Annotated in this window: 16 protein-coding genes, 1 tRNA gene and 1 pseudogene; 13 read left to right on the plus strand and 5 right to left on the minus strand. The window is 56.8% G+C overall.

Annotated elements, in window-relative coordinates; genetic code table 11:
* The first annotated feature begins 620 nt into the window (after positions 1-620).
* Positions 621-1,106: a crossover junction endodeoxyribonuclease RuvC gene (locus tag H522_RS0110705; protein WP_026962306.1), complete on the plus strand. Its 486-nt coding sequence runs from the start codon at positions 621-623 to the stop codon at positions 1,104-1,106.
* Between the two features lie 204 nt (positions 1,107-1,310).
* Positions 1,311-2,381 (plus strand): ParM/StbA family protein, encoded by a 1,071-nt coding sequence (locus tag H522_RS18940; protein ID WP_035453557.1) that lies wholly within the window; start codon positions 1,311-1,313, stop codon positions 2,379-2,381.
* A gap of 307 nt (positions 2,382-2,688) precedes the next feature.
* Here H522_RS18940 and H522_RS0110715 read toward each other — a convergent pair whose 3' ends face one another.
* Positions 2,689-2,880 carry a hypothetical protein gene (locus H522_RS0110715; protein WP_026962307.1) on the minus strand — a complete coding sequence of 64 codons (192 nt, stop codon included), beginning with the start codon at positions 2,878-2,880 and terminating at the stop codon, positions 2,689-2,691.
* 75 nt (positions 2,881-2,955) lie between these two features.
* Between H522_RS0110715 and H522_RS22520 the strand changes: the two are divergent.
* A pseudogene (locus H522_RS22520) lies at positions 2,956-3,129 on the plus strand (CHC2 zinc finger domain-containing protein); the annotation flags it as partial.
* A gap of 171 nt (positions 3,130-3,300) precedes the next feature.
* Positions 3,301-5,100 (plus strand): phage/plasmid primase, P4 family, encoded by a 1,800-nt coding sequence (locus tag H522_RS20580; RefSeq protein WP_245578086.1) that lies wholly within the window; start codon positions 3,301-3,303, stop codon positions 5,098-5,100.
* A gap of 133 nt (positions 5,101-5,233) precedes the next feature.
* On the opposite strand, the gene H522_RS0110725 is transcribed toward H522_RS20580, so the two are convergent.
* Complete coding sequence (locus H522_RS0110725; protein ID WP_026962308.1) at positions 5,234-6,157, minus strand: tyrosine-type recombinase/integrase; 924 nt, start codon at positions 6,155-6,157, stop codon at positions 5,234-5,236.
* 126 nt (positions 6,158-6,283) lie between these two features.
* Positions 6,284-6,359: transfer RNA gene (locus H522_RS0110730), tRNA-Pro, on the minus strand.
* Positions 6,360-6,531: 172 nt separating this feature from the next.
* On the opposite strand from H522_RS0110730, the gene pcrA reads away from it, so the two are divergent.
* Both pcrA and ligA read left to right on the plus strand, forming a co-directional pair.
* Positions 6,532-8,781: a DNA helicase PcrA gene (gene pcrA / locus H522_RS0110735; RefSeq protein ID WP_035453545.1), complete on the plus strand. Its 2,250-nt coding sequence runs from the start codon at positions 6,532-6,534 to the stop codon at positions 8,779-8,781.
* 2 nt (positions 8,782-8,783) lie between these two features.
* Entirely contained in the window at positions 8,784-10,844 is a 2,061-nt protein-coding gene (gene ligA, locus H522_RS0110740; protein WP_155836351.1) for an NAD-dependent DNA ligase LigA, read from the plus strand.
* A gap of 46 nt (positions 10,845-10,890) precedes the next feature.
* Here the strand turns inward: ligA and H522_RS21530 are convergent, their stop codons facing one another.
* A complete protein-coding gene (locus tag H522_RS21530) occupies positions 10,891-11,043 on the minus strand; it encodes a hypothetical protein (RefSeq protein WP_155836353.1) in 153 nt (50 codons plus the stop codon).
* Positions 11,044-11,334: 291 nt separating this feature from the next.
* Here H522_RS21530 and H522_RS0110750 point away from each other — a divergent pair, with 291 nt between their 5' ends.
* The 5 genes from H522_RS0110750 to rlmD all read left to right on the plus strand — a co-directional run bounded on the left by H522_RS0110750 (position 11,335) and on the right by rlmD (position 17,120).
* On the plus strand, positions 11,335-12,291 hold the full coding sequence (locus H522_RS0110750) for an MraY family glycosyltransferase (protein WP_026962311.1): 957 nt from the start codon (positions 11,335-11,337) through the stop codon (positions 12,289-12,291).
* A gap of 112 nt (positions 12,292-12,403) precedes the next feature.
* Complete coding sequence (gene gatC, locus H522_RS0110755; protein WP_026962312.1) at positions 12,404-12,694, plus strand: Asp-tRNA(Asn)/Glu-tRNA(Gln) amidotransferase subunit GatC; 291 nt, start codon at positions 12,404-12,406, stop codon at positions 12,692-12,694.
* A gap of 2 nt (positions 12,695-12,696) precedes the next feature.
* Positions 12,697-14,142, plus strand: a complete 1,446-nt coding sequence (gene gatA / locus H522_RS0110760; RefSeq protein ID WP_026962313.1) for an Asp-tRNA(Asn)/Glu-tRNA(Gln) amidotransferase subunit GatA — start codon at positions 12,697-12,699, stop codon at positions 14,140-14,142.
* 2 nt (positions 14,143-14,144) lie between these two features.
* Positions 14,145-15,575, plus strand: coding sequence for an Asp-tRNA(Asn)/Glu-tRNA(Gln) amidotransferase subunit GatB (gatB, locus tag H522_RS0110765; RefSeq protein ID WP_026962314.1), 1,431 nt, complete (start codon positions 14,145-14,147; stop codon positions 15,573-15,575).
* Positions 15,576-15,599: 24 nt separating this feature from the next.
* Entirely contained in the window at positions 15,600-17,120 is a 1,521-nt protein-coding gene (rlmD, locus tag H522_RS0110770; RefSeq protein WP_051344178.1) for a 23S rRNA (uracil(1939)-C(5))-methyltransferase RlmD, read from the plus strand.
* 175 nt (positions 17,121-17,295) lie between these two features.
* Here the strand turns inward: rlmD and H522_RS0110775 are convergent, their stop codons facing one another.
* Positions 17,296-19,620 (minus strand): Tex family protein, encoded by a 2,325-nt coding sequence (locus tag H522_RS0110775; protein WP_051344190.1) that lies wholly within the window; start codon positions 19,618-19,620, stop codon positions 17,296-17,298.
* Positions 19,621-19,928: 308 nt separating this feature from the next.
* Here H522_RS0110775 and H522_RS0110780 point away from each other — a divergent pair, with 308 nt between their 5' ends.
* Together H522_RS0110780 and H522_RS18950 are read left to right on the plus strand one after the other, a co-directional pair.
* Complete coding sequence (locus tag H522_RS0110780) at positions 19,929-20,594, plus strand: chlorite dismutase family protein (protein ID WP_026962317.1); 666 nt, start codon at positions 19,929-19,931, stop codon at positions 20,592-20,594.
* Between the two features lie 315 nt (positions 20,595-20,909).
* Positions 20,910-22,142, plus strand: a complete 1,233-nt coding sequence (locus H522_RS18950) for an MFS transporter (RefSeq protein WP_051344179.1) — start codon at positions 20,910-20,912, stop codon at positions 22,140-22,142.
* Positions 22,143-22,160: the final 18 nt, after the last annotated feature.

Here is a 22,160-nt window from a genome sequence, read left to right on the forward strand (position 1 = left end):
AACGCACCTAAACAAGGTGAAAATCATCCCTTTGACGCGATTATCTCACTTTCCGGGCCGAATATCTCTTGCATGCTTGTTAGTTCTCCCGTCTTAGAGTGGCCACCGAAAGAGGAACGGGCGATTCGGACAACGTAACGATCTTTGCTGTTGTAGAGGCTCAAAGAACCGCATGGCCTCTCAAGCCCTTGGTAAATGGATTGGTTTACGCTCCTCGTGGTTCCACACGATGACCGAAAGCGCATAAACCTAAGAGATGACGTACCCTTGGCAACAACCGGGGGCTAGTGAGAATTGCAACTTGGCGAATGCAGTCCGTTTGCGAAAAAAATTTTCTTAAGGAGTTGAAATGCGTCGTTTTAGCATGGTAGGATGTGCTTGCAAAGGTGAACATCCTCCTGATTCCTCCGGCATGTGCTCCTCGGAATCACCGATTTGTTTTCTTCCGCTCGGCAACGAGGGCTGTTTGTCAAACACGAATGTCACGACGGTCTCCTGTCCTCACTCGTCCGTATTTAATCGGGAAAGGCTTTGGTCCACACCCGTCTATTACACCCTTCTTGGATGCGTGTGGTTATGGCGGTACAACCGCCGAATTTCATGAGCAGAAGGGTGATTTCATGCAGAGATTGTACCTCAGTCTTGATCCGAGCCAAGCAAGCACCGGATGGGCCATCATCGGTGTTGCGAAGCGAACCCCACGTTTTGTCGCTGGCGGATTCATTGATACCAAAACCGCAAACAATCCCCTTCGAAGTATTCGCCAAGAGGTGCAACGCCTACTGCAAACGTACCCCATCGAGCGCTCTGTTGCAAAGGAACGCATGTTTTACAGGAACAACCTCGCAACCCTGGCGCTTGCCAAGGTGCACGGCGTAATTGAGGAGGTGTTGGACGGATACGACGTGTTTGACATCCCGTCTTCAACCGTCCGCAAGATCGTTGGCGGACATGGTTGTGCGTCAAAAGACTTGGTGGCTTCAGGGGTCCGGCGACTCCTCGGATTACCGAGAACCTTTGTATTCGACCGGTGGGACATCTCCGATGCGGCTTCTGTAGGCATCACCTACCTCTATCAAGCCGGACTCATCGACATCCCCGCTTAACCACTGTTGTTTTCAGTTGGCGGAACACCACATCTTTCGGCTCCTTTGGCTTTCCAGGCCCCTTCGCGCCCTGCAAACATTCACCCAGCGTAGAGTCCCCACTTTCTTTACGGTTTTGATCTACATGAAGTTGCCGCCTACAGACGGCACGTTTACGAATACGTTTTGCTCCATACACACCGAGAAAAGAAAGGATGTTGATATATGGCTACACTACGGTTGGCAGCGGTGGACGCTGGAAACGATGCGGTCAAGGCAGTCTTCGGGACTTTGAGGAATCGATTGTGGCTTCCCAACATCATAGCGGAAGAAAAGCAGCAACGTCCGCTGATTGAACTGGAAAGAGACCCGCTGGATGGTCTCCACGTCGAAATTGTCAGCAATGCATTGAAGAGCGGTGGAGGAACATACGTCGTTGGGAACCTCGCGACGACTCACCCGCTTGCCCAAGAAGTGGGGATCGAGACCGTCAAGAGTGACAGCGATCAAAACATCATTGTGGCCTTGACGGCCCTGGCCATCGATGCAGTACAGAACTTTGCGGACCATGGAGGCGTCATCGATGCTGCGTATCACTTGGCCTGCGGATTGCCGCTTACCGAGGTAAAGCAGGGGAAGAAACAACGGTTTGCCGACCGGCTTAAGGGAAGACATGAGGTCCGCTTCTTAGATACGCCCTGGTACAAAGGTAAAACTGTACGCATCCGGTTGGAGGAAGTCGCGGTATTTGCGGAAGGGCACGCAGGTATTGTCGATCTCACAACGGACGACCAGGGAAACTTGCGGAGTCCAGAGTTTGGCGTTGCCACGATTCTCGTCGCGGACATCGGCGGCCAAACGTCCGATGTATGCATAGCCGACATGTCAAAAGGGGGCAAACTCGACAACTACCACAGTGACAGCCTGCGCGAAGGGGTTTCGCCGTACTTGGACGTGATCGCCGAGCGGGTGAGTAGGGAAATTGGCTATCGATTCAAAAATCGACAAGATGTCGTCAGGACGCTCACTCACCCAATGCCGGAACTGCGAAACAGGGTATCTTTCCGGCGGATCTCCATTGATGATATTGTTCGTGAGGAACTTGGCAAACTTGCGGTGATTGAGTATGACTTTCTCCGCCGACTGTTTACCAAGGCGGGTCACATTGACATGGCCCACATGGTGGGCGGCGGCAGTGTTCTGCTCCGTCCATACCTGGAATCATTGAACACTGAAGGCTATCCATTGCGGTTCTTGCCAGACGCTCAGGCATCGGTGTGGTTGAACGCGGTCTAGTACTTCAAACTGCTGCAGATGCGGCTTCAGGCGGTTGACGAGGATGAGTAATCAAAAGTTGGTTGTGGGCGAGCCATTTACCTTTCGTGTGCCTTTGGGAGCACCGATGAACGTTGTGGCATATTTGAATCACTACCGACAGGCCCACTCAAAAGGCTTCAGTGAGCACCTCTTCTTCCTGCTGCAGAGGGGGATGGAGGCGGAAGGTATTGTGGCTCCTCCTCCATCGCCCTCATCCCGGCGAACGGCCGCATCAGCCCCTTCAACATCCGCGCAACCATCCCGTGTTACTTCGCAACTCACCTCATCAAACACCGGAGCGACACCTGAAAGTAAATCGGGTGGTCGTACGGTATCCCACCTTGATCTGAGCAATTTTGACTAGACGGTGACCGCTGGTCGCCTGGGACGAGGCTCCTGGTGCGACCAGCGCTATCGGGACCAACGCCATCGGGACCAGTGCCACCAGGACCAGCGCCATCGGATCCCCTTTCAACATCCTTCCCCACACCCTCCTTATTCCGCGCCCTCCCTTGCGCGGACAATTTAACCCCCCAAAGGAGGACGTCATACAATGCAACGCTCTTTCTATCCATTCGAAGATTGGCTCATCGAAGTGCTTCCGTACCCCATTCGTTGGTCTGGAGAAGAAGGTCGTACGCGGTGCCCATTTCATGATGATCGTAACCCATCTCTGTCAGTGAACAGGGCATCTGGTCTGTTCTATTGCCACGGTTGTGGCAAAGGTGGAACAGCGGAGACCCTGGCCCGGGAACTCGGTGTTCCGGCGCCCGGTGGCAGTTCGGAACATGGCGTGTCCACGTATACGTGTACGTCAAGTGTCTCCGGCTCAAGAGGCATTAAGTGGCGAAATCACGAGAGAGAACACATCTACGAGGATGAGCATGGTTCCCCTGTTTTGCTGGTCGGTGTCGACGGCACCGGTGCACAAAAAAGAGTGTGCCAGTATCACTGGGATGGGGAAAACTGGCTCGTCGGAGCCGCGGCCCGGAAAGTACCCTATAACCTGCCTGATGTCTTGGAGACAATTCGTATAGGTCTTCCCATTTACATCGTGGAAGGAGAAAAGGACGCTGATACGCTCGGTGCGTACAAAATAACGGCGACGACCAACCCGTGCGGTGCAGGCAGTTGGCCCAAGGATAAGGCGTTTAATCGATACTTCGAGGGAGCAGACGTCATCATCATTCCTGACAACGACTTGCCTGGGCGTATGCATGCAAACGAAGTAGCCCAAACCCTCAAGGGAATTGCCAAGAGGATAAGAGTACTCACGTTGCCTGGTTTACCCGAAAAGGGAGACGTGACAGATTGGGTGAACCTCGGAAATGACATTACCCTGCTGGAGCGACTTTCAAAAGACCCGCGATGGGTAAAGGAACTCGAAGTCTCCTATCCAAATTTGGCTGCGACGTCTGCAGCACCCCGAGCGGAATGGCTCGATGAGCGTGGAAGAATCATCACGGCAAGACTCGGTGGCGCGATTTTGCGCCAATTGCCGGTGATGTATTACAAAGGGGTAGTTTACGTATACAAAGACGGGGTGTATCGACCTCACGGGGAAATGGAGATCCGCCGTCTGGCTCAAAAGATGCTGGGCGAACACAGCCGCAGTACGTACGTTGAGGAGGCGTTAAAGTGGATCTGCAATGAACGTTACGTGGAACCGGATCACGAGCCGAATCCAGATGACGGACTCATCAACGTGAAAAACGGTCTGCTCGACTGGAAAACAGGAGCCTTAAAGCCGCACTCGCCAGAACGATTCTCAACGATTCAAATCCCAGTTGTGTACGACCCGACGGCGAAATCCCTAGAAATCGAGCAGTTCTTCAAGGACGTGTTGCCCGAGGATGTCGTGCCCTTGATGTATGAAATCTTTGGCTACTGTCTGGTCCCCACTGCGCGTTTCCAGAAAGCGTTCTTGCTAACTGGCGAAGGATCCAATGGAAAATCAACGCTCATCAACTTACTCAGTGCCTTCGTGGGCAGCGAGAACGTCACGAACATCCCACTTCACGATCTCGAACACAATCGTTTCAAACTAGCCGGTCTCCGCGACAAGTTAGTGAACACGTTCGCAGACCTGCAGTACCGCGCCTTGGAGAAGAGCAGTACCTTTAAATCGGTCGTATCAGGTGACCGTGTCAATGCCGAATACAAGGGTAAAGACGCCTTCGACTTTCGGCCATTCGCGAAACTGATTTTCTCCGCCAATGAATTGCCCTCCAGTCGCGACGTGTCAAAGGCGTTCTTCCGTCGGTGGATTGTGATTCCTTTCCCCTATACTTTTGGGAATGGGCCGAATGATAAGAAGCCAGATCCGACGCTGGAAGAGCGGTTAAAGTTTCCGGAAAACTTGAGCGCCCTCCTGAACCTTGCCGTTGAGGGACTGCGGCGATTGGACCGTCGCGGAGGATTCCAGGAGACACCATCGACTCGAAAGGCGCTTGAAGACTATATTCGGGACGCGGATAGTGTGGCGGCATTCATTGATGAATGCGTAGCACAATCCGGAACCGTCGCCACCAAGGCTTTGTACGCTGCGTACGAGCAGTGGTGCGTTGATTCCGGGGTTCATCCGCTCAAGAAGGTCCGATTCAACAAGCGCCTTCAAGAGTATTTCCCGGGTCTCAAAAAGAAGAGAGCCCACGGGGGTTCAGAGTATTGGGTCGGGATTACCGTTCTCAACGGCTGACCCCTTGGTTGTACACCAGCGGGCGGGAGGGTCTGGAAAGGCTCGCCCGCCCGCTCCGGGCATGTGAAGCGTAGTAGGCCTCCTTCTGCGCGATAGACCCTCGGATCGGTCATCCACGAGACATACCCCTGGTTTAAAGTTGAATCGTGTTCAGGGGATTGTATTTGTCATTTTGCTCTTTCAGGGCATTCCCCCAAAGGGCCAAGTAGCGTTTACACATCGTCAAATCCTCATGGCGCAGCATCCGCTGCAGTGTAAAGATGTCCATGCCGGCCATTAGGCAGCGATGCGCGAATGTGTGGCGGAAGGTGTGACACGACAGGCGTACGTCCTTAAAGTTCATGATGTGTTTCAGTCGCTTAAACATCGTTTTGATGGCGTTGTCGGACAGTTTCCTGCCGCGCGAATCCACAAACACGTACTCGGGCAATTCAGGGAATCGCTGTTCAATGTACACCTTGTACTCCGCCAGTTCCTGCTGGAGTTTTGCAACCATCGGGATGGCGACGGCCACCCTCTTCTTGCCGAACAGGGTGATGGTTGAATTCTGGAAGTCAACATCTGCCCATCGGATGTTGATCAGTTCTCCGAGCCTTGCGCCTGTTCCGAGCAGAGTGATAACAATTGTTGAATCGCGATACGCGTAAAACGACTTGTTCCGATATTTCATCCTGCGAAAGTACCCGAGGATTTGACGAATGTGTTCGTCCGTGAAAACTTCAATCTTCACGTCGGTCTTGAACCTGGAAATTTTGCGAATGGGGTTATTGCTTTCGGTGAACAGTTCCACTTCTTGCTGCAGGTAGTTAAAAAACGCACGGAGGTTAATCAACTTGTGATTCAGCGTGACGGCATTATTCCCTTTCTCCCGTTGACAGAAGATGAAGTACTGCTTGATAACCGCAGGAGTGACCTCCGTTACATCGACAATTTTCTGCCTTACGCAGAAGTCATGAAACTCATCGAGCGTTCGCCTATAACCTGCGACTGTGTACGGCGACACATTTTTGTATGTCCGGTCGTCCAAAAAATCCTTCACAGCAAATTTCAACAACAAAAAACCCACTCCTTCCCGTGTTTTGCACAGGAGAGAAGTGGTCTTTGGGGCGGGGAAAGTGGTCTGGTGCGACCACTTGTGTCGTTCCCCTTCAAAAATCCCCGAGAATCCAGTCACATCAAGGATTGGTCGGAATGACAGGACTTGAACCTGCGACCTCACGGTCCCGAACCGTGCGCTCTACCACCTGAGCTACATTCCGTTGCGTCCATCGCGTCGAACACCGTCTACTATATCACGTGTTGGCGCCTTCGTCAACCCGCATGTTGCAAGGAACAACAATGCGAACGGATGTTTGCCGCTGGGTGACGGTCTTCAGGTATAATGGATGGACAGAGCTGGGCTGTCATCAGCAGCCGTAAGGAGAGATTCGGATGTTTTCAGTGTCGCCGGGCATTGACGAAATCCTTGCCGGGCTGAATCCACAACAACGTGAAGCGGTTGAGACGACGGAAGGGCCGCTGCTCATCATTGCCGGGGCTGGGAGCGGGAAGACCAGTGTGCTCACACGTCGCATCGCGTATCTGATTGCCACTCGGCGCGCGGCGCCGTGGAGTATCCTTGCCATTACGTTCACGAACAAGGCGGCGCGGGAAATGCGCGATCGGATTGAGCAGTGGACAGGCCCAATGGCCCACGATGTATGGGCGTCCACCTTCCACTCCAGCTGCGTGCGGATCTTGCGCCGAGACATCGAGCACTTAGGGTATCCGTCCAATTTCACGATTCTGGACGACGCGGACCAGGTGGCTGTCCTTCGCCGCGTGCTGACGGACATGAACGTGAATACCAAACAGTACGATCCGCGCGCGGTCAAATCGGCCATCAGCAGTGCGAAAAATGTCTTGCAGAGCGCGGCACGCTATCGTGACAAAGCAGCGACGCCGTTTGAAAAAGTGGCCGGGGATGCCTGGCTAGAGTACGAGAAGCGGCTGCGGGCCAATCACGCTTTGGATTTTGATGACCTGATTCTCAAAACGGTCCAGCTGTTCGAGCAGGCGCCGGACGTTTTGCGTTTCTATCATAACCGGTTTCACTATATTCACGTCGACGAATACCAGGATACCAACCACGCTCAATACCGCCTTGTCCACCTGTTGGCTGCGGGTCGACGCAACTTGTGCGCGGTGGGGGATTCGGACCAGTCGATTTATGGATGGCGGGGTGCAGACATCCGGAACATCCTACAGTTTGAGCGGGACTATCCGGATGCCAAGGTCATCCGTTTGGAGCAAAACTATCGCTCGACCAAGACCATCCTCAAGGTGGCCAATCAGGTCATTCGCAACAATCAGCAGCGCAAGGAGAAGAACCTCTGGACGGAGAACCCGGAAGGGGACAAAGTGGTTCTGTATACGGCGGAGGATGAACGCCAAGAGGCCCGGTTTGTGATGGACCAAATCGACGAACTCCGTCAACAGGGGAAAGATTACCGGGACTTTGCCATCTTATACCGTACGAACGCGCAGTCCCGTGTTTTGGAAGAGTATCTGCTGCAGCGCGGCATTCCGTATCGGATTTTTGGTGGCCTGCGGTTCTACGAACGCAAAGAAATCAAGGATGTGCTGGCGTATCTGCGGCTAATTGCCAACGTCGATGACGACGTCAGCTTGGAACGCGTCATCAACGAACCCAAACGCGGTATCGGCGAGACGACTATGAACAAACTCCGGCAATCCGCGGCCGTGGGCGGGACATCCTTATATCACGCGCTTAAGACGGCTGAGGACGCCGGGGTCAGTGCCCGGGCGCGCAAGGCCATCGCCCAGTTTGTCGACCTCATCGAGGCGTTCGTGCAAATGAGCGAGTCGCTCAACGTCACCGAGCTAACTGAGGAGGTCTTGAATCGGACCGGGTACCGGCAGGCCTTGATGGCGGACAAGTCGTTGGAATCCGAGGCGAGACTGGAAAACCTGAGCGAGTTTCTGTCGGTTACCTCCGAGTTTGACGAGCGATTTGACGGATCGCCACGCGAGGGATTGAATGCCTTTCTGACCGAAGTGGCGCTGATTGCGGACACGGATTTGGACGGAGGGAAACCCGCGACCGAGGAGGAAAACCCGAACCAGGTGGTGCTGATGACCTTGCACAGCGCAAAAGGGTTAGAATTCCCGGTTGTCTTCATCACTGGCTTTGAAGAAGGGATTTTTCCTCACAGTCGGGCACTCGCATCGCCAGACCAGATGGAAGAAGAGCGGCGGCTCTGTTATGTGGGGGTGACCCGCGCGCGTGAGCAGCTTATTCTCACCAGCTGTCAGGCGCGGATGATTTTTGGCCAGTACAGGCAGTATACGCCGTCTCGGTTTCTGGCTGAAATGCCCAAGGAGGCGGTGGAGAGGGTAGCCGAACCAGGGCGCGCAAGGACCGCGTTCGGTCAGAACGGCGCGGCTCAGCGTGCTTCCCGAACCTGGGGACATCAGGTGTCGGATTTCGGTCGCAACCGCTCTTTCGACTTTCAGTCCGGTGATAAGGTGGAACACCGAAAGTGGGGAATTGGTACAGTTGTGGAGACGCGCGGGGAAGGGGAAGACATTGAGCTGGTCATCGCGTTCCCAGCCCCGACCGGTTTGAAACGACTTTTGGCGCGGTTTGCGCCGATTGAAAAAGTGCAGGCGGAGGCATGACGATGCAGCGGGAACAGACATCGATGGATGCGGCGGCGCGGATAAAACAGCTGCGGGAGCAGATTGAGTATCACAATCGTCGCTACTACGTTCTGGATAATCCAGAAATCACAGACGCGGAATATGACGCGCTCTTGCGGGAACTGGTGGAACTTGAGACGCGTCATCCGGAACTGGTCACACCCGATTCACCCACCCAGCGCGTCGGCGGGGAGGTGCTGGCCGGGTTTGCCAAAGTGGAACACGAGATTCCCATGCTTTCCTTGGCCAACGCCTATGGGCCGGAGGACGTACGGGAGTTCGATAAACGGGTGCGTGCGGTCATTTCATCTCCGGTCCAGTATGTGTGCGAATTGAAGATCGACGGTTTGGCCGTATCGCTCCGCTATGAGAACGGGCTTTTCGTGCGCGGGGCCACGCGCGGGGACGGCGAAGTCGGCGAGGACATCACGGCCAACATTCGGACCATTCGCAGTGTTCCGCTGCGGCTTGCTGAGCCTGTGTCGATTGAGGTGCGCGGCGAGGCCTATATGCCAAAGCGTGCCTTTGAGCGTCTTAACGAGGCACGCGAAGCGGCCGGCGAGATGGTGTTCGCCAATCCGCGCAACGCGGCGGCCGGATCGCTGCGCCAGCTGGATCCGAAAATCGCTGCCTCCCGGCGGCTGGCTGTGTTCGTCTACCACCTGGCGGACGCAGGGCCGATGCAGGAGACGATTCAAGGACACGAACAAGCACTTCAGTGGATGAGTGAACTGGGGCTGCCGGTGAATCCGGAGCGCGGGGTGTTTGACAACATCGAAGATGTCCTCGCGTATATCGATTCCTGGGCGGAGCGCCGGCGGGAACTGCCATACGCTACGGATGGTATGGTGATAAAGGTCAATTCCTTGGCGCAACAGCGAAGCCTTGGCTTCACGGCGCGCAGCCCGCGTTGGGCCATCGCGTACAAGTTTGCGGCGGAACAAGCCGAGACTCGCCTGCGCGCCATCACGCTCAGCGTGGGCAGGACCGGCGCCGTCACCCCGACCGCCTCGTTCGATCCGGTGTTTCTTGCGGGCACGACGGTCGCACGGGCGTCCCTACACAACGAGGACCTGATTCGCGAGAAGGACATTCGCGTGGGGGATTGGATTGTCGTACAAAAAGCGGGCGACATCATTCCGGAGGTGGTTCGTTCTCTGCCAGAGCGCCGAACGGGGGAGGAAGTCCCGTTTCAAATGCCGACGCACTGCCCGCAGTGTGGGGAACCGCTCTTGCGCCTGCCCGAGGAGGCGGCGTGGCGCTGCGTCAATCCACGCTGCCCGGCGTTGATTCGCGAAGGCATTATCCACTTTGTCTCGCGCGATGCGATGAACATTGAAGGATTAGGCGAGCAATGGGTCAGCCAGTTGCTCGAACATCAACTGATTCACGATGTGGCGGATTTATACACGTTGACTCGGGAACAACTCCTCACCCTCGACCGGATGGGCGAAAAGCTGGCTGACAACCTGCTGGCGGCCATTCGCCAAAGTAAGGAAAATTCGCTGGAGCGGTTGTTGTTTGGCCTGGGGATCCGGTTGGTCGGAGAAAAGGCGGCAAAAGTGTTGGCGCGCGAGTTTGGTACCTTGGATGCGCTGGCTGCGGCCGATACCGAGCGGCTGGTTCAAATTCGCGAGGTCGGTCCGAAGATGGCGCAGAGCATTGTCAGCTTCTTTGCCAATCCGGGCGCCAAGACGGTGATTGAAAAACTGCGGGCAGCTGGGGTTAACATGCGTTATCTTAATCGGGCCGCCGCGGCAGCAGAGGGCGGCCGGTTCGCAGGACGCACGTTCGTCCTCACGGGAACCTTATCGACCCTCGACCGCAAGACGGCCGCGGAATATATTGAGCGCTGCGGTGGAAAAGTCACCGGCAGCGTCAGCCGCAACACCGATGTGCTGGTGGCTGGTGAAAAGGCGGGATCGAAATTAGAGAAGGCGCACCGGCTGCGCGAGTCCGGGGAGCGGCCCGATTTGGAAATTTGGGATGAACAGCAGTTCCTGGCCTGGCTGCGCGAAGCCGGTGTGTCGGTGCCGCAGTAAGGCAAGTGAAGCGCGCGATGTGACGCGTGTGATGGAGCGTGCAAAGTTATTCGCGGCTGCGGACAAATTCGGCCACAGAGTACTTTTCCTCCGTACGGGCGTGAAACCACGTCACGCGTGTGGAGTAACGCCCGAGCGCGAAGACAATCGGAATGCCAACGATGCATGCGATGAGGATTTCTTGACCGGTGGTGAGCATACCATCCCTCCATCCTGAGCCCAAGGTGACGGATTTGACCATCCGGTACATGTGTATGAGGACGCCCCAGTAATCATGTCGATATCGCGGGCGATTGCGTCGATGGGCGGCCTCGGCTATGATAATGGGGAATTATGAGGACACGCAGTTGACCTGAATGAACGAGGTATAAGGCAAACGTGAGGCAGGAAACGCTAACGGCAGGTCCGGGCAACCTCTGCAAGACCCAGGTGATTTTGCAACATGGATGCTGGCTGGGTCGTCGGATTGGATGAGGACGGAGGGTTTTCAATGCCTGTATGGTATTACCTGGTCAGCTTTCTGCTGGCATTTCTGCTGGTGTATGTGACAGTCCCGTATATCCGCAAACTCGCATTGCGCATCGGGTTTGTCGATCGGCCCAATCACCGCAAGATTCATACGGAACCGGTACCGCTGCTTGGCGGACTGTCGATTTATGTGGGATGCGTGGCGACCGCTGCGCTATTCGGGCACGTTAGCCATACGTTTTGGGGTATTACGCTCGGCGGCTTGCTGATCTTCTCGATTGGCATTCTCGACGATTTCTATAAAACTCGCGGCCGTGATCTGAAGGCGTGGCCGAAGTTTGTTACACAAATCTTGGCCGCGCTCGTCTTAGTGTCGTTTGGGGTCAGCATCAACGGCGTCAACATGCCGTTTCATCCACATTTTTACCACTTCCCGCTCTGGCTGTCGGTCCTGACAACGGTCCTCTGGGTGGTCGCCATCACCAATATGATGAACTTCCTGGATGGCGTGGATGGGCTGGCTGCTGGCATTTCCGCGATTTCCGCGATGACCTTGTTCTTCATTGCCCTCCTCAAAGGGCAATACCCCATGGCCATCTTTTCCGTGGTCCTGATGGGTTCCGCCCTCGGTTTCCTGCGCCATAACTTTCATCCGGCGCGTATCTTCATGGGCGATGCGGGCGCGACGTTTCTTGGCTTTGTGCTGGCAGCGATTGCGGTGGAAGGTGCATTTAAGAGCGCCACGCTGGTTTCGCTGGTTGTGCCGGTTTTGGCCCTCGGTGTGCCCATTGCAGACGCGCTGTGGGTCATTATTCGCCGGTTTCGGCAAAACCGCCCGATTTACGTCGCCGACAAAGGCCACACCTTCCATATGCTGATGAAATCCGGACTGTCGCAAATCCAGACCGTCGCCTTCCTCTATTTGGTCGGCATCTGCTTTTCTTTAGCTTCCATTGTTGTCCTCCTCGTTGCCCACTAACCCCTGCGACCGCTTGGACAATGTGCTATAATCCGGAAAGATTGCGCGAGACGGAAACCCCGACACCGGGGCTTTTCGTCCCTCGTGAAGTGCTGGAAGTGGAGGGATATCGGTGAAGATCAGTGAAGACGCAGTTCGGCATGTGGCTGCGCTGGCCAGGTTGTCGCTTTCGGACAGGGAAGTCGCCCATCTGGCGCCGCAGTTGAGTGAGATTATCGATTATGCGGAGCAGCTGCAAGAGGTTGACCTCAGCGACGTGAAGCCCACGAGTCATTCCCTGACACAGACCAATGTATTCCGTGAAGATGAACCCCGGCCCAGTCTGGCGCGTGAGGTGGCCTTGGCTTGCGCTCCGGACAGCACTGACGAGTACGTCCGAGTGCCGGCGGTCTTGGAGGGGTAATGATGAGCATACATACAGTGAAGGAAATCCTTGCATCACTTGAGCGGAAGGAGTCGAAGCCTTCCGAGTGGACTGAGACAGCACTGCGTATGATTGAGCGTCACAACCCGGAGTTGGGGGCGTTCTTGACAGTGGACGGGGAGCGTGCACTCGCTCACGCCCGGCGGCTCGACGATGAGGCGTTCGATGGCTTTCTGTTTGGCGTGCCGTATGCATTGAAAGACAACATTTGCACACGCAACCTCAAAACCACCGCGGCTAGCCGGATTTTGGAAAACTACATTCCTCCGTACGACGCGACGGTGGCCGAGCGGCTCGCAGAAACCCATGGTGTCCTGGTCGGAAAGACGAACATGGACGAGTTTGCTATGGGGTCTTCCACCGAAAATTCCGCGTTTCAGAAGACCCACAACCCCTATGACCTGGAGCGGGTTCCGGGCGGATCGAGTGGAGGGTCGGCCGCGGCCGTGGCAGCCGGGATGGTGCCGTTTGCGCTTGGTTCTGACACTGGCGGATCGATTCGTCAACCGGCTTCGTACTGTGGTGTCGTCGGTTTGAAGCCGACTTACGGGCGCGTGTCTCGCTATGGTTTGATTGCGTTTGCCTCGTCGCTAGATCAAATCGGTCCATTTACGCGTACGGTGGAAGACGCCGCGTATGTCCTTGAGGCCATCAGTGGCCACGACGAGCGGGATTCCACCTCAGCTAGGCAGGAGGTTCCGCGCTTTGTGGACGCCCTGGCGGGCGGGGTGAAGGGTCTGCGCATCGGCTTGGTCACGGGACTGGACGAGCACGGGGTAGATGCCGAGGTGAAAGCGGCGGTTGACAAAGCGGTCAAGGCCCTTGAGAACGCGGGGGCCGAAGTGGTTGAAATCAGCCTGCCGCACCTGCGTTACGCCGTTGCCACCTATTACTTGATTGCGCCGGCTGAGGCCTCTTCGAACCTGGCGCGCTACGATGGGGTCCGCTATGGGCGCCGGGTAGCCGGTGAGACCTTGCTTGAAATGTACCAGCATACGCGCAGCGAAGGCTTTGGCATGGAGGTCAAGCGCCGTATCATGATTGGCACGTACGCGCTCTCCTCCGGTTATTATGACGCCTACTACCGGCGTGCACAGCAGGTTCGGACACGGATTCGCGAGGACTTTGACAAAGCGTTTGAACGCTGCGACGTGATAGTGATGCCGACCACCCCAACCACCGCATTTCGGATGGGCGAAAAGGTGGACAATCCGTTGCAGATGTACCTCAACGACATCTTCACCATTCCGGCTAATCTGGCCGGACTGCCTGCGCTCAGTGTGCCCTGCGGGGTATCGTCGGAAGGTTTGCCGATTGGACTGCAGCTTTTGGCTCACTGGTGGGACGAGGCCACGCTACTTCGGGTCGGGCACACGTACGAACAGGTGCGCGGGTTTGAAATGCCGCTGCCAAGGATGGGGGCGTGAACATGGGCTACGAAACCGTAATTGGCTTAGAGGTACACGTTGAGCTCAAGACGAAGACTAAGATCTTTTGCGGCTGCAGCACGAATTTTGGCGATCCGCCCAACACCAATGTTTGTCCGGTCTGCCTGGGTCATCCGGGTACCCTGCCGGTGCTGAACCGTCAGGCGGTTGAACTGGCCCTCAAGGCGGCGATGGCACTCAACTGTAAAATAAATCAAGACTGTAAGTTTGACCGCAAGAACTACTTCTACCCGGACTTGCCGAAGGGCTATCAAATTTCCCAGTATGATGAGCCGATTGGTGAACACGGCTACGTCGAGATTGAGGTGAACGGGGAACGCAAGCGCATTGGCATCACGCGTGTCCACCTGGAGGAGGACGCGGGGAAGTCGATGCACGGCGAGGACGGCCAGCACAGCCTCATCGACTACAACCGCACCGGCGTACCGTTGATTGAGATTGTTTCGGAACCGGATATTCGCTCTCCGGAAGAGGCTCGCTTGTACCTGGAAGCCATCAAGAGCATCATGCAGTACTGCGACATCTCGGATTGCCGGATGGAAGAAGGGTCCCTGCGCTGTGACGCCAACATCTCTCTGCGTCCAGAAGGCTCCACTGAGTTCGGCGAGAAAACCGAGCTGAAAAACATGAACTCGTTCCGCAACGTCCAGCGCGGTCTCGAGTATGAGGTGGAGCGGCAGACGAAACTCCTCGAACAAGGCCAGCCGGTCACGCAGGAGACGCGCCGTTTTGACGAGGCCACGCAGACGACCATCAGCATGCGTTCGAAGGAAGAAGCACACGATTACCGCTATTTTCCCGAGCCCGATTTGCTGCGGGTGCAGATTGATGACGCTTGGCTGGAACGGGTACGCGCGGAACTTCCGGAACTGCCGGCGGCGCGGCGCGCCCGGTTTGAGCAGGAACTGGGGCTGCCGGCGTACGACGCGGGTGTCCTGACGGCGGAGCGAGCCGTGGCAGATTACTATGAAGCCGTGGTCGCGGCCGGATCGGACGCGAAGACGGCGAGCAACTGGGTGATGGGAGACCTGTTAGGGTACCTGAACGCGCAGGGGCTGTCGGTGGCCGAATCTCCGGTGCGTCCCGAGCAGCTGGCGGGCCTGATTGCCCAGGTGGACAAGGGCACCATCTCCATTAAGCAGGCGCGCGACGTGTTCAAGCTGATGTGCGAGACCCGGAAGGACGCCGAGGTCATCATTAAGGAGCAAGGGATGGAGCAGATTAGCGACGAATCTCAGCTCATCCCGATTATCGAGGAAGTCATTGCCAATAACCCGAAATCGGTCGAGGATTATCGGGCTGGCAAACAAAAGGCGTTGGGCGCCCTGGTTGGTCAGACGATGAAGGCGACCAAGGGCAAGGCCAACCCGGCGTTGGTCAATAAGCTGATTTTGGAACGGATTGGGCAATAAGACGTGAAGCGGGAGGAGACCAGGGTGACCGAACCCCAAGCCGTAGGGCCCACGCCATCGGGACGGCGGGTGGATGACGCGCGCTATATCCAGGACGCAGTCGGCGTTTCGAGATACAAAGAGGCGCCGTTGCCAGGTCAGGTGCACGAGGTTGAGGCGCTGCGCCTCAACGATGATGGGGAAGCGGTCGCCTACGTGAACGGGGTGGCGGTGTTTATCCCGGGTCTTCTGCCCAAAGAACGAGCACGTGTCCGGATTGTCGAGCGCAGTCGGCGTTATGCGCGCGCCGTCCTGGTCGACACGCCGGCGCCAACGGCATCTCTTGCGGACTCCGCGGCTACGGCGGGAGAACCCTTGAGTGGCCGAATCCAGCCGCTTTGTGCCGTGTTTGGCGATTGCGGCGGGTGTCAGCTGCAGCACTTGGATTACCAGCGCCAGCTCGAGCACAAGCGCCGCATGGTACGAGAGGCACTGGCCCGTTTCGCTGGGCTGGACAATGTCACGGTTCACCCTACGCTCGGCATGGAGACGCCCTGGCGCTACCGAAATCAGGTACAGGTGCCGGTTGAGTTCGACGGGCGGGGCGGCGTGCGCCTCGGCTTTTACGCCGCGAAGAGCCACCAACTGGTGCCGACCACAGCCTGTCACCTGGAACCCGAACCGCTCGAGCGGACGATTGAGCAAGCCGCCCACATGGCCGCAGAATTGCTCGGATGGCAGGCGAATCTTATCCACCACATCATTGGTCGCTATTCGTTTACGAGTGGCGAAATGATGCTGATTTTCTCGTACAGTGCGGATCGGGAAAATTCGAGGGAGCGTCACGCGCTCAATCGCCAGGCGCTAGCCGATGTGGCTTCTCGGTTGTTGCAGCTACCTGGTGTTGTTAGCGTCGCGGCCACTCGTACGCTGGGCCGCCACGGGCGTGTATTCGGGCGTCACACCGACATCCTGGCAGGCAAGCCGTACCTCATCGAGCGTATCGGCGGGCTTGAGTTCCTGATTTCCCCGCAATCGTTCTTTCAAGTCAACACCCAACAGGCCAGACGGCTGTATGACCAGGTTTTGCGCCTGGCCCAAGTTGGGGCGGGGGATACGGTGCTCGACGCCTACTGCGGTACGGGGACCATGGCGCTTCTCTTGGCGGGTCAGGTCGCCCGGGTGTACGGCATCGAATCCGCGCCGCAGGCGATTGCCGATGCCAGGGAGAACGCCCGTCACAACCGGATTCGCAATGCAGAGTTTACCGTCGGTCGTGTCGAACAGGTGCTGCCCGCATGGGTGATGAAGGGCTGGCGCGCCGATGTGATTGTGCTCGATCCGCCCCGCCGCGGTTGCGATACTGCGGTCCTCGAGGCGGTGGCGGCTGTCCGACCCAGGCGTCTGGTGTACGTATCGTGCAACCACATCACATTGGCACGTGATTTACGGCGTCTCGATGATCTGGGCTACGCGGTCAGCGAGGTTCAGCCTGTGGATATGTTCCCGCAAACGGCTCATGTGGAGTGCTGTTCAGTACTCGTTCCAAGGTTTGTAGCCCCATAATAATCTCCTGCAATCCAACATAAATACCTGCTCGAGCGAGAATAAACACTTGATCCAATGCGGGGAAAATGGTGGCCATCGGCATGTGTCCGATATTCGGACGGCAATGCAAAAACCAGCGGCCGGAAAACGCGCCTCGAAAGTCTAGCGCTCCGGCCCCGTGTGCCCAGGCGATTCAGACCCCTTTCATCGACAGGCCCACCCGCCCCTTGGCGGCATCGATCTGGATAACTCGAACCTTGACCACGTCCCCGACGGAGACGACGTCCATCGGATGTTTGACAAAGTGATCCGCTAGTTGTGAGATATGCACTAGTCCGTCCGTCTTGATGCCGATGTCGACAAACGCGCCGAAATCGACCACGTTGCGCACCGTCCCCATGAGTTCCATCCCTAGCTCCAGGTCCTCCAGCTTCAGCACATCGGTGCGGAGGATGGGGGGCGGCACGTCTTCGCGCGGATCACGACCGGGGCGCTCCAGCGCATCGAGGATGTCGCGCAGCGTCGGTACCCCGACGCCAATTTCTGCCGCGAGTTCGCTGACGGGAGTGGATTTGAGCGCGTTCAACCACTTCTCACGCGTCTTGGGACTCGAGAAAAATTCTCTGGGCTCCCCGAGGCGGCTTAACAAGCGCTTGACCGCGTCATACGACTCGGGGTGAATCGGAGTCGCATCAAGGGGTTCCTCCCCGTTGGTCACGCGCAAGAAACCAACGCACTGCTCCAGCGTCTTCGGTCCCAAGCGCGGTACCTTGGCGAGCTCCTTGCGGCTCTGGAAGCGCCCGTTTTGCTCGCGAAACTCGACGATGTTACGGGCGACCGTCTTGTTTAGCCCAGCCACATACGACAACAGGCTGGGCGAGGCGGTGTTAACGTCCACCCCGACCTGGTTAACGACCGATTCGACGACTGCAGCGAGTTGCTCGTCGAGCTTTCTCTGCGAGACGTCGTGTTGGTACTGGCCGACGCCGATGGACTTCGGATCAATCTTGACCAACTCCGCCAACGGATCTTGCAACCGACGCGCAATCGAGATGGCGCTGCGTTCGGAGACATCGAGGTTGGGGAACTCTTCTCCGGCGAGCTTCGAGGCGGAATAGACGCTGGCCCCCGCTTCAGAGACGATGGCGTACGGAACCAATTTGCCAGACTGCGCCTGGTATGCCCGCACACAGTCGGCAATGAATGCTTCCGTCTCGCGCGAGGCGGTCCCGTTTCCAATCGCAATCAACTCGACCTGGTAGGCCGCGATGAAACGCAGGACTTCTTGTTTCGCCGCCTCGACCTTGTTTTGCGGTGGCGTCGGGTAGATAACGGCTGTGCAGAGCAGCTTGCCGGTGTCGTCGACGACGGCCAGTTTGCAGCCCGTGCGATAGGCGGGATCGACACCGAGCACGACCCGGCCGCGAATCGGTGGCTGCATGAGCAGGTTTTTGAGATTCTCGGCGAAGATGTGGATGGCGTGCTCCTCCGCTTTTGCCGTTAACTCGGCGCGGATTTCCCGCTCAATCGCCGGCGCCAGCAGCCGCTTGTAGGCGTCGACGATGGCCGCCTCGCGGATCTGCCGAGCTGCCTCAGCGGGGGCGGCCGGAGCCGCCTGGGTCGCGGCGGAGACAGAGCCGGCCACCTGAATCGTACCGCCGACCGGCGCGTCCGGCATATGCCTGCGCACGAGATGCCTCAAGATTTCGTCCTGCGGGGCAATGACCGATACACGCAGGAATTCTTCCCGCTCCCCTCGATTCATGGCCAGAACGCGATGGGGCAGCGTCTTGGTCAGTCGTTCCTCGTAATCGTAATACGCCTCATAGACACTTTCACGGTCGGGGTCGACGGCTGTGCTTCGGATCGATCCGTTCGTATACGTATATTCCCGCAACCACTTCCGGGTCTCCGCGTCGTCTGCGACCCCTTCCGCAAGGATATCTGCCGCCCCCTGCAGCGCATCTTCGACGGTCGCCACACCGGAGGTGTCTGACACGAACGAGGTGGCGTACTCCCGCACTTCATCCGCATTCGCGCCCAGGTGCTCCGGCTGCGCCAGCCATTCGGCCAACGGCCCTAGCCCGCACTCCCTCGCCTTGCTCGCGCGGGTCCTGCGTTTGGGCCGATATGGGCGGTAGAGGTCTTCGATTTCGGTCAAGGTTCGCGCAGCCTGAATCGCGGCGATGAGCTTGTCCCGTGCTGCAGGATCGAGGGGGTGGACATCGTCGCCGCCTGCGGTGTTGGCTTTGGGGCTACCTTCACCATCGCGATGACCCACTTCATCGACAGACAGGACGCCTTGCTCTTGCAGGAGCCGCAGCACGTCACACTTTCGTTGGTAGAGATGCTTCTCAAACTCGTACTGTTCCGCGATCTCGCGCAATTGATTCTCATCCAGCTCGCCCGTCGCTTCCTTCCGGTAGCGGGCGATGAACGGGATGGTGTTGCCTTCGTCCAGCAGTCGAATTGCCGCCTCCACTTGACGCGGTTTCAACGTTAGCGTGGCGGAGATCATGCGCGCGTAATCGGGGGTTGCGAATTCCAGCAATCAAGCCACTCCTTACTTAGTGTCATTCTACAGTATAGTGGAACACGCTGCTGCATTGGGTGCACAGCCTAGTCGACCATGGCCCGGATGAGACAAACCAACTTCACTTGTGGTCCACCGCCAATCCCTGTCTGCTTCGTTCGGCCGAAGGGGATAGGGAGGTTCAGTCGTCATCGGGTGACAAACCGTTCTTGAATGACCTATGTCACAGTTGCTGATGTCGCTGATGCATTATCCTAGGTGGTGGACATTCCAGTAGGAAGAAGGCACTTGGCATGGACACCTATTTTACGGGGCACATCGGATTTTCGTTGACACCGGAGGCTCGCGCGGTGGCCAGCCGTCCAGAGACGGCAGCGGCGGAGTGGCTGGACATCTTTGAGTCCTTTGATGGACGAGTCACCCTGCGCGGCGTGTATTTGACACAAGGCTTTCGGGCGGATACGGACCTTTTCCTCTTCATGTACAGCCGGGACACCCGTAACCTTCAGGAGTTGCAGCTTGCTCTGCGCAAGACCGCGCTTGGGCGGCAGATGCGTCAGCCTTGGGCGTTTATCGGCATCACCCTGGAGGCGGAGTTCAACCGCTCACATATCCCCGCCTTTGTGCGTGGCTTACCGCCAAAGTCGTATCTGTGTTTCTATCCATATATTCGTACGCCGGAGTGGTACTTGCTCCCTGCGGACGAGCGCCGGCGCATGTTGGCCGAACACGGTATGTTTGGACGAGAGTTTCCGGGCATTCAGACGAACAACGTATATAGTTTTGGGCTTGGGGATTACGAATGGTTACTTTCGTTTGAGACCGATGACCTGGAGGCGCTCGTTCGTATGGTCCGCCGCCAGCGCGAGGCGCAGGCGCGCGCGTACACGAAGCATGAGTGGCCGTTTATTGTAGGCCGCAGGGTTGCCCTGGCCGAGGCCATGCAAAGCCTATTGTAGCTCTTTGTAGCTCTGGCTTGCGACGGGGCTTTGTATCAGGCTTTGAACCTAGCCGTGTCCCGCTTCAGAATCGGATCGAATAGTGTCCAGTCTTCTTAGGGTTTCCGGACTCTGCCTATTTTTCGGCAGGGTCCTTTTTCATATTTCCATGCGGACTACAAGGGTGGACTAGTCCAAACGGGAACTGTGGCCACTTTGTGCTAGTCGCCAGCGCGGGACATATTTGTCAATTCGAAGCACCCGGAAATGGTTGCGTTGGGTCTCTTGCGCTGTGCCGTCAGTATCTATGCTGAAGCCAGGGAGGAGGCGGATTGAATGCGTAAGACCGTGCTCGGAATTTCAATGGTGTCGATGATTGTTTCCTTTGTCGTATGGTCGCTGATATCCCCCATTGCACCTGAGCTGACGCAGGTGTACCATTTGAACTCTTTTCAAAAAAGTGTGCTCGTGGCTACCCCGGTTCTCCTGGGTTCCGTATTACGAATCCCATTGGGAATGCTCACAGACCGGTTCGGAGGCCGTCGTACGTATTCGCTTTTGATGCTGTTTCTAGTCATCCCTCTGGTCGGCATAGCGCATGCCCATTCATTTGGTCTCATGATCTTCTGGGAAATTTGGCTGGGTGTGGCAGGTGCATCCTTTGCCGTTGCCGTTGCGTACGTGTCGAAATGGTATCCACCGGAACGTCAGGGTTTCATCTTAGGAATTACCGCCCTGGGCAACGCGGGCACGGCTGCGGCAGGATTTCTGGTTCCGAGTCTTTACTTCCAACTAGGGTTTGCGGGAACTTCGTATCTATTGGTCGGCGCCGTTATTGTCATGGCCATGTTGCTTTGGTTTGTAACCCGAGACGCTCAACCAGCCGCGAGTGGAGTGAGCAAAGGTGTGTCAACGGGCCAGCCGACTGCCCAGGTTGAAGTTCAAAACATGAATCGTCGGTTTTGGTCACACCCGGATTTGTGGTTGCTGTCTTTTTTCTACTTCATCACGTTTGGCGGTTTTGTGGCTTTTGGCAACTACCTGCCGACGTTGCTGCAGAGTGAATTCTCACTGACACCCGTAGACGCGGGCATGCGTGCTGCTGGTTTCGTCATATTGGCCACCGCGGTACGACCAGTCGGGGGATGGTTGGCCGATTCCATTCGTCCGCAAACGCTTCTTCTGGTGACCTTTACGACTTTGCTGCTGGCGGCAGGCGTGTTGGCTTTCTCTCTCTCCAGCATGATAACGACCACCGTTGCAGCTCTTGTCATCGCGGTCATGCTCGGCCTCGGCAACGGTGCGGTATTCAAATTGGTCCCGCTCTACTTTACGGGTCAAGTCGGTAAAGCAACTGGGGTGATTGGAGCGCTTGGCGGAATTGGCGGATTCTTCCCGCCACTCGTGCTGGGTGCCTTAAAACAAGCTACCGGCAGCTATACAAGCGGATTGCTACTCCTGGCCCTTGCCAGCCTCTTGGCCCTACTGCTGGTCGGCTTTTGCGGCCGTAAGCGTCCCCAGCAGCCTACCCATGATCTTCGGGGACGCCGTTTACGTGAAAGTGCTTAGTCAAGGCGCTTAGAAGGA

This window comes from Alicyclobacillus herbarius DSM 13609, from assembly GCF_000430585.1.
Classification (GTDB): domain Bacteria; phylum Bacillota; class Bacilli; order Alicyclobacillales; family Alicyclobacillaceae; genus Alicyclobacillus_G; species Alicyclobacillus_G herbarius.